Annotated in this window: 13 protein-coding genes; 11 read left to right on the forward strand and 2 right to left on the reverse strand. The window is 41.3% G+C overall.

Translation table 11 applies throughout. From position 1 onward, the window contains the following. Window positions 1-45: 45 nt before the first annotated feature. The 6 genes from IQ274_RS03140 to IQ274_RS03165 all read left to right on the forward strand — a co-directional run bounded on the left by IQ274_RS03140 (window position 46) and on the right by IQ274_RS03165 (window position 5,855). Window positions 46-2,172 carry a HEAT repeat domain-containing protein gene (locus IQ274_RS03140; RefSeq protein ID WP_193867334.1) on the forward strand — a complete coding sequence of 709 codons (2,127 nt, stop codon included), beginning with the start codon at window positions 46-48 and terminating at the stop codon, window positions 2,170-2,172. Between the two features lie 15 nt (window positions 2,173-2,187). Further along, on the forward strand, window positions 2,188-2,415 hold the full coding sequence (locus tag IQ274_RS03145; RefSeq protein WP_163933253.1) for a type II toxin-antitoxin system HicA family toxin: 228 nt from the start codon (window positions 2,188-2,190) through the stop codon (window positions 2,413-2,415). Continuing rightward, entirely contained in the window at window positions 2,412-2,636 is a 225-nt protein-coding gene (locus tag IQ274_RS03150) for a type II toxin-antitoxin system HicB family antitoxin (RefSeq protein ID WP_163933256.1), read from the forward strand. The genes IQ274_RS03145 and IQ274_RS03150 overlap by 4 nt, the downstream gene beginning before the upstream one ends. Before the next feature lie 409 nt (window positions 2,637-3,045). Then, complete coding sequence (ada, locus tag IQ274_RS03155; protein ID WP_193867335.1) at window positions 3,046-4,131, forward strand: bifunctional DNA-binding transcriptional regulator/O6-methylguanine-DNA methyltransferase Ada; 1,086 nt, start codon at window positions 3,046-3,048, stop codon at window positions 4,129-4,131. Then, complete coding sequence (locus IQ274_RS03160) at window positions 4,115-4,753, forward strand: DNA-3-methyladenine glycosylase family protein (protein ID WP_193867336.1); 639 nt, start codon at window positions 4,115-4,117, stop codon at window positions 4,751-4,753. Before ada ends, IQ274_RS03160 begins: the two co-directional genes overlap by 17 nt. A gap of 103 nt (window positions 4,754-4,856) precedes the next feature. After that, window positions 4,857-5,855 carry a DMT family transporter gene (locus IQ274_RS03165; protein ID WP_193867337.1) on the forward strand — a complete coding sequence of 333 codons (999 nt, stop codon included), beginning with the start codon at window positions 4,857-4,859 and terminating at the stop codon, window positions 5,853-5,855. Between the two features lie 271 nt (window positions 5,856-6,126). Here IQ274_RS03165 and dapF read toward each other — a convergent pair whose 3' ends face one another. Beyond that, window positions 6,127-6,966 carry a diaminopimelate epimerase gene (gene dapF, locus IQ274_RS03170; RefSeq protein WP_193867338.1) on the reverse strand — a complete coding sequence of 280 codons (840 nt, stop codon included), beginning with the start codon at window positions 6,964-6,966 and terminating at the stop codon, window positions 6,127-6,129. Window positions 6,967-7,035: 69 nt separating this feature from the next. Between dapF and IQ274_RS03175 the strand changes: the two genes are divergently transcribed. Beyond that, entirely contained in the window at window positions 7,036-7,260 is a 225-nt protein-coding gene (locus tag IQ274_RS03175; protein ID WP_163933270.1) for an Hfq-related RNA-binding protein, read from the forward strand. 133 nt (window positions 7,261-7,393) lie between these two features. Here the strand turns inward: IQ274_RS03175 and IQ274_RS03180 are convergent, their stop codons facing one another. Beyond that, on the reverse strand, window positions 7,394-8,596 hold the full coding sequence (locus tag IQ274_RS03180; protein ID WP_193867339.1) for a 3-dehydroquinate synthase: 1,203 nt from the start codon (window positions 8,594-8,596) through the stop codon (window positions 7,394-7,396). A 475-nt stretch (window positions 8,597-9,071) separates the two neighbouring features. On the opposite strand from IQ274_RS03180, the gene IQ274_RS03185 reads away from it, so the two are divergent. The 4 genes from IQ274_RS03185 to eboE all read left to right on the forward strand — a co-directional run bounded on the left by IQ274_RS03185 (window position 9,072) and on the right by eboE (window position 13,522). After that, on the forward strand, window positions 9,072-9,977 hold the full coding sequence (locus IQ274_RS03185) for an EboA family metabolite traffic protein (RefSeq protein WP_193867340.1): 906 nt from the start codon (window positions 9,072-9,074) through the stop codon (window positions 9,975-9,977). 131 nt (window positions 9,978-10,108) lie between these two features. Continuing rightward, window positions 10,109-11,017: a TatD family hydrolase gene (locus IQ274_RS03190; RefSeq protein ID WP_228058010.1), complete on the forward strand. Its 909-nt coding sequence runs from the start codon at window positions 10,109-10,111 to the stop codon at window positions 11,015-11,017. 87 nt (window positions 11,018-11,104) lie between these two features. Then, entirely contained in the window at window positions 11,105-12,037 is a 933-nt protein-coding gene (gene eboC / locus IQ274_RS03195) for a UbiA-like protein EboC (RefSeq protein ID WP_322745174.1), read from the forward strand. Window positions 12,038-12,295: 258 nt separating this feature from the next. Further along, window positions 12,296-13,522 (forward strand): metabolite traffic protein EboE, encoded by a 1,227-nt coding sequence (eboE, locus tag IQ274_RS03200; RefSeq protein WP_193867341.1) that lies wholly within the window; start codon window positions 12,296-12,298, stop codon window positions 13,520-13,522. Window position 13,523: the final 1 nt, after the last annotated feature.

A 13,523-nucleotide genomic window follows, 5' to 3' on the forward strand; every position in this document is an offset into this window, starting at 1 on the left:
CTGGTGTATATACTCGTAGTCAAGCACTTAGCAGGCGTGAACATTATGCTGGAATGGTTTATTAGCTGGATAGCAAGCAATGCCTTTCTGCATCGGAAATTTTTAGAATATTTCTGTGCTTGGGAGTTTGTCTGGCAGTTTGAGAAGGAAGGCAGTATTTCAATTGAGGATCTCAAAACTGAAGTTTTTGGCAAACACTGGCAAGATGAAACTTGGCATGAGGTATTGCGGCTAATTGCGGGAATGATTGATGCGAAATTTGTTGGTGAAATTCTTGATTACTTGATGGTGCAAGATGGTGAAGAGGAAAAATTTCTTAACTTGTTTTTAGCGGCTAAGTGTCTTGCAGAAGTTAGAAATCGCTCGGTAATTGCGTCAGTGGCTAATAAATTATTTGGCAAGGTAAAAGACTTAACCAAATATGACCTCTGGTATTATTACACCTATGACAACGCAGAAGAAACTGAGCTAGTTCAGGAAGTTCGCATTCAAGCAGTTGTAACAATCGCCTCAATTTGGAAAGATAACCGTGATGCCTTACACTGCCTTAAAGACCGCGCCACTGTTGATAATTATCAGTATGTGCGAGATGCAGCCATCGAAGCATTAGTCAGCAATTTCAAAGATGACCCAGACACCCGCTCGTTTCTCAAAGACCTCACTACTGCTGATAATAAAAACTATGTCAGATGTGCAGCCATCGAAGCATTAGCCAGCAATTTCCCAGATGACCCGGACACCCGCTCATTCCTCAAAGACCTCACCACTGCTGATGATGGAAATGTGCGGCGTGCAGCGATTAAAGCATTAGTCAGCAATTTCAAAGATGACCCGGACACCCACTCGTTTCTCAAAGACCTCACCACTGCTGATAATGAAAATGTGCGGCGTGCAGCGATTAAAGCATTAGTCAGCAATTTCAAAGATGACCCGGACACCCACTCATTTCTTAAAGACCTCGCCACTGCTGATAATCAAGTTTATGTGCGAGGTGCAGCCATCGAAGCATTAGCCAGCAATTTCAAAGATGACCCGGACACCCACTCGCTTCTCAAAGACCGCGCTACTGCTGATAATGTATGGAGTGTCAGATGTACAGCCATCGAAGCATTAGCCAGCAATTTCAAAGATGGCCCAGACACCCGCTCGTTTCTCAAAGACTGCGCCACTGCTGATAATTTATGGAATGTCAGATGTGTAGCCATCGAAGCATTAGTCAGCAATTTCAAAGATGACCCAGACACCCACCCGTTTCTCAAAGAACGCGCCACTGCTGATAAATCTGAGTATGTGCGACGTGCAGCCATCGAAGCATTAGCCAGCAATTTCAAAGATTACCCAGACACCCACTCGATTCTCAAAGAACGCGCCACAGCTGATAAATCTGAGTATGTGCGACGGGCAGCCATCAAAGCATTAGCCAGGAATTTCCCAGATGACCCAGACACCCGCTCGATTCTCAAAGACTGCGCCACTGCTGATAATGAAGGGTATGTGCGACGTGCAGCCATCCGAGCATTAGCTAGAAATTTTAAAGATGACCCAGACACCTGCTCGATTCTCAAAGACTGCGCCACTGCTGATAATGAAGGGTATGTGCGACGTGCAGCCATCGAAGTATTAGCTAGCAATTTCAAAGATGACCCGGAAACCCTCTCGTTTCTCAAAGAACTCACCACTGCTGATAATCAATGGTATGTGCGACGTGCAGCCATCGCAGCATTAGCCAGCAATTTCAAAGATGACCCGGACACCCACTCGATTCTCAAAGACCACGCCACTGCTGATAATCAATGGAATGTGCGAAGTGCAGCTATCGAAGCATTAGCCAGTAATTTCCCAAATCACCCGGACACTCGCTGGATTCTCAAAGACCGCGCCACTGCTGATAATCAATGGAATATGCGAAGTGCAGTAATCCAAGCATTAGCCAAACACTTCAGATATCAGCCTGAATTGTTTGAAATTTACTACAACTGCGCTGTCAATGACCCCTTTGAGCGTAAGCAAGACTATGAAACCAACCCTCGGCGCGTTGCACTGGAGATAATTATCAAGCAATTTCCTCAACATCCCCAGACTTTACCATTGTTGCATGACCTAGTAGAGAATGACCCAGATGGAAAAGTGCGAGAATTTGTTCAGAACAAGTTAAAGCAGTGGGGAAAGTAAATGTAAGCTGAGTATATGCCCAAGAAAATCAGAGAACTTAAAAGCTTGTTGCTACAAGCAGGGTTTACATACCGTCATGGGAAAGGTAGCCATACTAATTGGTATCATCCCCTACTATCTGGGAGAGTTACTATATCAGGTAAAGACGGGAATGATGCTAAAGCTTACCAGGAGAAAGATGTTAATAATGCACTTCAAAGGTTAGAAGAAATTAAAAAGGCTCAAGAGGAAGAACAAGAATGAATTCTCACTACACAATAATTATTCAGTGGTCTGATGAAGATGAGTGTTTTGTTGTGAGTCTTCCTGAATGGGGAGAGTTTTGTCATACTCACGGAGATACTTACGAAGAAGCTTTCAAAAATGCTCAAGAAGTTTTAGAAATGCTGATTGAATCATCTTTGGCTGACGGCCAACCTCTACCTGAGCCAAAAACACTAGAAAAGTCGTTAAAAGTAGCATAACTCTAAAGTGCGTAGTTTACCGCAGTAGGCATCGCTTGACACTCAAGACAGTCGCTACACAGCTATTCATTTGAAAACTGCTGTATAAACAGACTCTCAAAATTCCTCAAGAACTTTTAGATATATTGAATGAATCATCTTGAGCAGATATTCATGGTGAACTGTTACCCAAGCCGAAAACACGAGAACAGTAAAAAGTAGCAAAACTCCAAAAAAGCGATCGCTAAACATCTACCAAAATAATCCTAAATTCTCGAAAATTACGCACCCAGAACACCGTCTAGCCGTAGTTACAGTAAACAAAGCCGACTTCGATCGCAACAATCAGATAGAAAGTGGTTTTCAATCCACTTAATCTAGTGTTAGCAGCTTAGTACATAGCGTAACAGAAAGGGCAGAGGTGGCATGAATGCAATTACAACAGACACAACTTTTAGAGGAAACGCTCTGGAAAGCCGTTCTCAATCGAGATACCACAATTGACGGCAAGTTTTTCTACGGTGTTCGTTCCACAGGCATTTATTGCCGACCTATTTGCCCTAGTCGCAGACCAAATCGCAATCAAGTTTGTTTCTTCCAGTCAGCAAAAGAGGCTCAAAGCGCAGGTTTTCGACCTTGTAAGCGCTGTCAGCCACAATTTGAAACAGTTCCAAATCCAGCCAGAGCGAAAATCTTAGCAGTATGTCGATACATTGAAGCACAAAGCGATCGCATTCCCACCCTCTCAGAATTATGCTCTCAGGTGGAAATGAATCCCAGTTATCTGCAAAAGCTATTCAAGCAAATAATTGGTGTATCGCCTTTTCAATATGCAGATGCGCTGCGTAGCCAACGATTAAAGCAGCGTCTCCAGTCAGGGGAGGAAATTGCTCATGCAGTTTACGACACGGGGTATGGTTCAAGTAGTCAAATTTATGAGAAAGCACCGAAGCAACTGGGAATGACACCAAAAATTTACCAACAAGCTGGAAAGACAATCAATATTGTCTATGCGATCGCTCCATGTCCGCTAGGATATTTACTGGTGGCAACAACAGACAAGGGGATTTGTGCCGTTAAACTAGGTGATGAAGCAGACAAACTCGAACACATCTTGAATCAAGAATTTCACCAAGCGCACATCATACGTGATGACCACATACACAAAGAATGGATACAAGGAATCCTCGATTTGATTGCGGGAGATGAAACACATCTCGACTTACCACTGGATATCCGTGGGACAGCATTTCAGAAACAGGTTTGGCAAGTATTGCAAAAAATTCCCTATAGCGAAACTCGTACCTACACTGATATTGCCCGTGATATTGCCAAACCCCAAGCAGTCCGTGCGGTGGGAAATGCTTGTGGAGCTAACCCGATCGCAGTGATTATACCCTGTCATCGGGTGCTGCGGAGTGATGGCAGTCTTGGTGGTTATCGTTGGGGGATTGAGCGCAAACAAAAACTGCTTGTACAAGAATCGAAATTGAGCAAAGATGACTCAAATACCTGAACTAGAATCGTTGACTGAAGAAAGTCTCACCCGTGGTTTAATGGTGCTTGCCAATCTTGACAGCGATTTGGCTCGGATTTTAGAAACACTTGGGCCTCCACCAATATGGTCAAGAGAACCGGGTTTTGCAACGCTTCTGTGCATAATTCTGGAACAGCAAGTTTCCGTAGCAGCTGCGAGGGCTGTATTTAACCGTCTATGTGGGGTTGTTGTACCGCTAACGCCAGAAAATTTTCTGACATTGGATGATGTTCAATTGAGAGGGATTGGATTCAGCCGACAAAAGATTCTATACTGTCGTGGATTGGCGAATGCGATCGCAAACAATCAGCTTGACCTCAGCAAGCTGGAAATAATGGACGAAACTACTATCAGAACTGAGTTAAAGCGCCTCAAAGGTATAGGAGACTGGACAGTTGATATTTATTTACTCATGGCGCTGCAACGTCCTGATGTCTTTCCTAAAGGCGATTTAGCGATCGCGATCGCATTACAAAAAATCAAAAACTTGGCGACACGTCCAACACCAGTTCAACTGGAAGCAATGACACAGCACTGGCGACCGTGGCGAGCAGTTGCGGCAAGACTTCTATGGCACTATTACCTAAGTAATCCCAAATAATTGCTCCTTCTCCCTTCTCTACGAGACGCTGCGCGTTCACGTAGTGTCTTGTAGAGAAGGCGCACTTGGCGACTTGGCGGTTCGTATTATAAATATAAACTAAATGGCAGAAAATCAATTAAGCCTAACAATAGAAAAGTCTGATAAAACTTTAAACATCCTGCCGATAATCATAGTAATAATTGCATTATTAGCTTTATCTTCAACAGCAATATTGATTAAAATTGCTCTTAGAGAAATGAGCGCTACGGCTACATTCTTTAATCGTTTATGGATAGCGACTATTATCTTTGGATTATGGAGTGGAATTAACCAAGCACGAACTCATATTAAAGATGATGAACCTGTATTACCACAGCAGCCTTATCCAATCAAAGAGATAGCGTTTTTAATAGCAGTGGGTCTAGTTCATGTATTAGGTAGATTATCTTGGACTTGGGCGCTAACCCGGACTGGTGCTGCTAATGCCAATGCGTTAGGTAGTCTCAATCCGCTATTTACTACATTAGGAGGATGGCTATTTTTTAATCAGATTTTTGGGCGCAAATTTATCATTGGTCTGATATTAGCTATAATCGGCGCGATCGCAGTTGGATTTGAAGATTTATTACGCTCTAATAATAATTTTACAGGTGATGCTGTTGCCCTGATCTCGTCGATATTTTATGCAGCAAACTTTTTACTGATCGAGCAAATCCGCAATAAGTTTTCAATTATTACTATCCTTCTGTGGCGCTGTGTCATCGCAACTTCATTGATGATTCCAGTAGTGCTAATCTTTGAAAAACAACCTTTGCCAGTTACTTTGTCGGGGTGGTTAGTAGTATTTGCACTAGCTGCTATTTGCGAAGCTTTGGGTCATGGGCTAATTGTATACAGCTTGAAAACTTTTTCTTCAGGATTTATCTCTTTACTTTTGTTACTCAATCCAGTGATTGTTGCTATTCTTGCTTGGATACTTTTCTCGGAAAACTTGAGTATTTTTAACTTGCTAGGGTTGGCATTAATTTTAGGGGGTATATATTTAGCAATTTCTAATAAAGAATCTATCAAATCTAGCGTTAGTCCCCCCATACAATCTCTACAAGAAAGTGAATCTTAATAAGTTCGTAGTAAGGACTTTAGTCCTGATTTTCTAAGAGGCTGTTTTAAAAGTCCTCTTATCGGTAGTAAAACGTTCTAGATCCCCCTAAATCCCCCTTAAAAAGGGGGACTTTGATTCCGGTTCCCCCTTTTTTAAGGGAGGTTAGGGGGGATCAATAAGTGCCTAAAATCACAGCCACCCACTTTTCAAACATCCTCTAAACACTAAAGTCTTTACTACAAACCCTCAAAATTACTCTAATACTTGCGTAATCTCGGTGATAAATCGGTTACAGTCTCCCCGTGAAGACTCGTTCAGCTGGGCCTGTCATGTAAACCCGTTGGTCGATTTCTGACCATTCAATTTGCAAGGGGCCACCAGGTAATTCTACAGTGGCGGTGCGATCGCATTTCCCGGTTAACACACCAGCCACTAAAGAAGCGCAAGCACCAGTCCCACAAGCTAATGTAATCCCAGCACCCCGTTCCCACACCCGCATTTTCAAATAGTCAAGGCGTACCACTTGAATAAATTCAGTATTTATGCGTTGGGGAAAAGCTGGGTGATGCTCAAATTTCGGGCCTATGCTTTCTAGTTCAATTGCTGCTACATCTTCCACAAAGGTAATGCAGTGAGGATTTCCCATACTTACACAAGTTACTTCCCAAGTTTTCCCCGCCACCTCCAACGGCTGAGAGATTACTTTTTCTTCAACAGGTGCAAGAGTGGTAGGAATTTCGCCAGCGAGTAATCTGGGTAAACCCATGTCTACTTTAACTAGACCATCAGATAAGAGTTGGGGAGTCATTACACCACCCAAAGTATGAATGCGATATGAATCTTTATTCCGGGATTCACCTTCTAAATCTGCCAAAAAGCCAGCTAAACAGCGAATGCCATTGCCACACATTTCTGGTTCTGAACCATCAGAATTAAAAATCCGCATGGTGTAGTCAGTGCCATTTTCTCCAGGTAGGACAAAAATTACACCATCAGCACCGATACCAAAATGGCGATCGCACAACTTGATGGCTTGCTCTGGAGTCAATACAGGCAAAGATGACGAGCGATTGTCAATTAGAATAAAATCATTGCCCAGACCATGATACTTAGTAAATTCGATTGCCATTTTCTCAAGGATGAATTATCAAGGATTAGTTACTCTTTATTTTGCCTTGTAGGTTCATCTTTACTAAAAATGCTTACCGAATTTGACACCACTTTACCCAGTATTAGACAAGTCCAAAACCTGATTAAACAAACAACGCCAGTAGAATTAAAGCTGCTGACTCAAGATGTACTCATAGGAAAGGTTGTATGGCAAGACCCACAGTGTATCTGTATTGCTGATGAAAACAGTCAGCAAATCACTGTTTGGAAACAAGCGATCGCATACATCAAACCGAAAACAAGTCAGGAATAGAATTTTGCTTGCGATCGCTATAAGATTTTGGTTAGCGATCGCTCGTTTGTATACAATACACCCTAGTATCATGATTCATTCGGTGAGCGATTTATGGTTTAGCCCCTCCTGAATTCTGCTTGATAAGAGAAAATCAATGCGAAAGTTCCCAATCTTGCAACATCAAAATAGCATCTCTATACAAAGACAAATCCACCTGGTGGACTTCTATTCCCTGCCCAATTCCTTCTAGAAGAGTGATTGTCAAATTTCCTCCCAAGTGTTCGCGGAACTCAGTAAGCCCCCTAAATAGACAATCGGGATGGTCTAGTTGATCTAATTGCTCTGTAAGCGCTGATACATACAATGTAAACCCCAATTTATTGAGTGTATGTAGAACACTTTGCCACTCAGATTTCAAAAGTTGACCTGTTAAATATGAATAGGTCGTATCCAAAGCAATACCGATCGCTACAGCTTCACCGTGACGTAAACTGTAATTAGTTAAATGCTCCAGTTTATGAGCAGCCCAGTGTCCAAAATCCAAAGGACGCGATGAACCCATTTCAAATGGATCGCCGCCACCAGCAATATGCTCTAAATGCAACTGCGAACAGCGATAGATAAGTCTTTCCATTATGTCCATATCCCGATTAGCCAATTTATCGGCATTAGTCATAATGAAATCGAAGAAATCTGCATCTTTAATCAGCGCTACTTTCACCGCTTCTGCAATACCCGATCGCCAATCTCGATCGTCAAGGCTAGTCAGAAAATCAAAGTCATTCAAGACAGCATAAGGCGGCATGAATGTACCCAAAAAATTTTTCTTGCCGAAAGCATTGATTCCGTTTTTTACCCCTACACCCGAATCGTTTTGCCCTAATACTGTTGTTGGTACTCGTAGCAGCCGAATTCCTCGATGAGCCGTTGTTGCTGCGTATCCTACCATATCTAGGACGGCTCCACCCCCAATTGCTAAAACGTAGGAGTGACGGCACAATCCATCTGCATTGATTCGCTGATGAATTTGCTCTATAAATCTAGAATCATTCTTAACTCGTTCTCCACCAAGAACTACTATCGGCTCACCGCTCAGTGTTAGTACATCTTCATAATACTGAGCATAGACTGATAATTTTTTTAGTAAGCCATCCTGGTACTGTAAAAATCCTCCATCTACTACAGCTAGTACTTGCTTTGGGGTTGTTTCCCCATCTGCGGCAATCACTTGTGCAAATAAAGGATTATCTAACTGAAACAGACCTCTAGTGAAGTGAACATCATAGTTGAAGGTCACGCGGACACATTGGTTAATTGGTTGCAGATTAAGAGCAGTTTTTTGTTTAATAACCATTTCAAGTATTATTATTTTTTAGTAACTGTGCATATATCCACTATTGGAATTGAAATTGAAACTAAATTCAAGATAATGAACCATCAAATACTTCAGCATTTAAATGATTTGCTAGACAGCTAAAATTATTAAATTAATCATAATTTTCAAGCGTATTTATCCTGGACTACAAAGTTGACAATAATATTAATTTACAACTTTATTGATACCTATCGTTTATATCTGAAGTTAGCAATGGATATTCTTATTTAGATAAGATTCTAATTTTTTTCCGTAAGTTAATTCTAGAGTTTATCTAATTAAAATAGCATCTTTACAATATCTTCTCCAAAATCGGGAAAATTTTATAGATTCAGTAAAGTTACGAACTCAGTAGTATATTATTAGCTGTTTTAAACACAAAGTATCAAGTTTAGTGGTAGATTTTATACTTAGTTGTCACAAAAAAGTTGGGCAACTTCTCCTGAAATTTATCATGAGTAAAGTAAACAAGTTACTGCATCACTGGCTGTCAAAGTCTGTTTCAGAGAAAGCTTTTGCTTGGCTGGAGCAGAAGCAGGCACAAATTTCTAGCGGCGCTGCTGAAAGAGTTTTTTTCACGGCATTTAGTGCTGTACCGCGTTATCTAGGTAAACAGGATTTGCAGCTAACATTCCAGGACTTGGAAGCAGCAGAAGATGTGATTCCCGGTTGGTATCCTGGTAATTGGAGTGTAGATCAAGCAGGTCGCACACTCTTGCTTCTAGCTTTGCCCCACGATGATGCCCAGGGGTATGTGCGAGTCTCCTTTGGAGAGGCTACGCCAACGCTCGATCAAGTCTTCTCCACTGCCGATATGGGGGAGTTAGTTGCTCTTTATCAAAGTTTGCCGCTACTACCACATCCAGAGTTACATCGCCAGCGCGCTGCTGAGGGAATTCGCAGCAATATGAGTAATGTATTCCAAGCCATAGCACTACGTAACCCTTATCCAGCTAATTATTTAGACAATGCTGCTTGGAATCAGATGGTACTGAAGGCTGTGTTTGTCGGCAGTCCTTTGCATCTAATTTGGGGACTAGACCGACGTGCTAACCCAGAATTAGCGAAGATGTTAGCAGACTATGCCCATGAACGTTGGGCAGCTAAACGCTCAGTTACGCCAGAACTTTGGCGACCTGTAGGGCGATTTGCGGATAGTGCGATCGTTACAGATTTGGAAAAAGTACTGGCTAATGGGGATACAGCCGAACAAGAAGCCGCAGCGTTAGCTTGTGCTGAGTCTCCTTTACCCCAAGCGCAAGCATTACTTTCTCGTTACCCAGATTTACAGTCATCCATTCAACAAGGTAATCTGACTTGGAACAATTTTAGCCGTGATGCCTGCGGCAAGCTGCGCTAACGCCTCTTTGTTTACAAATAAAAGGGAGTGGCGAGTGGGGATGAGGGAGAAATCAATTCAAAATTAAAGTACTTCTGCCTCCTGCCTTCTGCCTCCTGCCTCCTCTTTCCCAATGCCCAATCATTAAAACTATGATGTATATCGATCCTCACATTCACATGTGTTCCCGTACTACTTACGATTACTTAGTAATGCGGGAATATGGCATTGTCGCCGTTATTGAACCAGCCTTTTGGTTAGGACAACCCCGAACGAATGCTGGCTCCTTTAAAGACTACTTCAGTAGTCTTGTCGGCTGGGAACGCTTTCGTGCTAGTCAGTTTGGCATCCAACACTACTGTACAATCGGCCTAAATCCGAAAGAAGCTAACAATGAAGCGCTAGCAGATGAAGTTATGGAACTGCTACCACTTTATGCTTGTAAAGAAGGAGTTGTTGCCATTGGTGAAATTGGCTATGACGACATGACAGAAGCAGAGGATAAGTACTTTTGTCAACAGTTAGAATTAGCCAAAGAACTCGATACGTTGGTACTAATTCATACTCCTCATCGCAATAAGAAGGCGGGTGCTAGTCGGAGTATGGATCGCTGTATTGAATATGGTTTAGATCCTTCACAAGTAGTTATCGATCACAATAACGAAGAAACCGTTGAAGAAGTATTAGGACGTGGCTTTTGGGCGGCTTTCACGATTTACCCACAGACGAAGATGGGTAACGCCAGGATGGTAGAAGTTGTACGTAAATATGGATGCGATCGCATCATTGTAGATAGTAGTGCTGATTGGGGTATTAGCGATCCTTTGGCAGTCCCGAAAACGGCTCAGTTGATGTTAGATAGGGGCATTCCTAAAGAACATGTACGAGCAGTTTGTTATGAAAATGCCCTAGCTGCTTACAGTCAAACTGGGCAGATGAAAGCTTCAGATTGGCTCAATCCTCAATCTATCGATCAACGTCAAATGTTCAGTGGTAATTCTGTGCTACGGGGACAAGAACCAGGAATCAAATCAGTTGCAGATTTTGTGTTGATTGAGTAAAAAATTGGCAGTGAGGAGTGTATAAATATCTGGTTAATCTGTAATATGCGGTTTATTTTGAGAAATACTAGGCACGGAGGCAGATAAGTGAATGTTGCAAGCTTAAATTTTCAAAGTTGGCGGGGTTATCTGGAATTGATGCGTCCTGCTAATATTGTTACTGCTTGGGCAGATATTCTTCTAGGTTTTGCTGCTTCTGGTTCTGGAATTATTTTTGCTCAATTAATGAATGGAGAAGCAAGTTTTTCCATACTAATTCCATTAGCTTGGTTGTTATTGGCTACAACTGGCTTATACGGTGGCGGTATAGTTTTTAATGATGTTTTCGATGCAGAATTAGACGCAAAAGAACGACCAAATAGAGCAATTCCCAGTGGTCGCGTATCTCGTCAAAATGCTACTTTATTGGGGAGTATACTATTTACAATCGGGATTATAGCTGCTTTTCAAGTATCGTTGTTGAGTGCTGCGATCGCTATCTTCATCACTCTTTCATCTCTTTTGTATGATTCACTTGCCAAACATCATCCTTTTTTCGGCCCTTTAAATATGGGTTTGTGCCGTGGCAGTAACTTATTATTAGGTGTAAGTGCTGTACCAGAAATAATCGGAGAACGGTGGTATTTAGCGCTGATTCCTGTTCTTTATATTGCTGCTATTACCGCAATTAGTCAGGGTGAAGTTCACGGTGGTAAGAAGATTACAGGAGTACTCGCGCTACTGCTAATTGCAATAGTTTTGACGGCAGTTTTAGCTTTAGGATTATTAGAAGAGTATACAGCGATCGCAGCACTACCATTCGCTATTTTCTTAGCTATCAGAATCTTACCTAATTTTATCAAAGCGGCGCGGGAACCGATAGCCGAAAATATCCGAAATGCTGTGAGAATAGGCGTTTTATCTCTAATAGTTTTAGATGCAACTGTTGCATCTGGTTTTGCTGGTTTGTATTACGGTTTATTAGTTCTAATCTTGTTACCCATTTCGATGAAGTTAGCAAAAGTATTTGCTGTTACTTAAATTTGAATGTATATACCCAGTAATACCATTAATCGGCTATAGGGGCGCACATATATGCGCCCCTAACTATGAATATGTAGCAGGTATTCTGTGAAATTGTTTAAGCCCAATACGGTTCAGTTAAGGCTAAAACCCTTTTTTTTAACGAACCACGGAGGCGCAAAGAACGCAGAGAGAAGGAAAAAATGCTTAACTGAACTGTATTGAGTTTAAGCTAAAGAAAGCAGATTAAAAATATACAATGGATATAACTAGAAAATGAAAATTACAAAAAATTATAGTTTTCACTTAACTTATTGCAGCAATATTCATCCTGGTGAAAGTTGGTTAGAGGTTTTGGATAATTTAAAAAATTATATTCCCGAACTCAAATCACGTTTATCGCCTACAGAACCTTTTGGTATTGGCTTGAGGTTAGCAGATGTTGCCGCAAAAGAACTTTTAGAAAGTAATAACTTGGCTCAATTCCAAACTTGGCTGACTCAACAAGATTTATATGTTTTCACCTTAAATGGATTCCCTTATGGCGGATTTCATAGACAGGTGGTAAAAGACCAAGTTTATGCACCAGATTGGTCTACACAAGAACGGGTTAATTATACATTAAACTTGGCACACATTTTAGCTAGTCTCCTACCTCAAGGTCTTGATGGCGGAATTTCTACACTACCATTATCCTATAAACCTTGGTGGGTAAAAGACCAAGCAACTTTTGAGACTGTTCTGAAAAAGAGTTGTTTGAACATAGCATCAGTTGTTGTAGAAATGATTCGCATCGGCCAAGAAACAGGCAAGATACTTCATATTGATTTAGAACCTGAGCCTGATGGTTTAATTGAAAATACTTCAGAAGTAATTGATTTCTATCAAAATTGGTTATTGCCAATTGGTGGTATTTATTTATCAGAAAAATTAAATATAGAGCAAAGTTTAGCAGAGACTAAATTGCTAGAACACGTTCGGCTTTGTTATGATACCTGCCATTTTTCAGTTGAATATGAGGAACCGCAATCTGTATTTACACGTTTGCAATCGGCAGGAATTAAAATTGGGAAGATTCAAATCAGCGCTGCAATTAAAGTAAAAATACCTGCTGAGGTTGAAAAGCGTAGTTTGATAGTTGAGCGTTTACGTCCTTTTGCAGAATCTACCTATCTTCACCAGGTAATAGAACGTCGTAGCGATGGTACACTCCATCACTATCCTGATTTAATAACTGCATTACCACATTTAGAGGAATCTTTAGCTGAAGAATGGCGCACTCACTTTCATGTCCCAATTTTCATTCATGATTATCAAATTTTGCAATCTACCCAAGATGATATTGCTACTGTTTTACATCTACTTCAGACAAATAATGCTTGCTCACATTTAGAAATTGAAACTTACACTTGGGATGTATTGCCGTCAGAAATGAAGATAGATATGCTGACTTCTATTCAGCGTGAATATGAGTGGATATTAAAAGAATTCGTCGCAAATTAAG

This window comes from Nostoc sp. LEGE 12447 (genome assembly GCF_015206985.1).
Lineage (GTDB): Bacteria > Cyanobacteriota > Cyanobacteriia > Cyanobacteriales > Nostocaceae > Nostoc.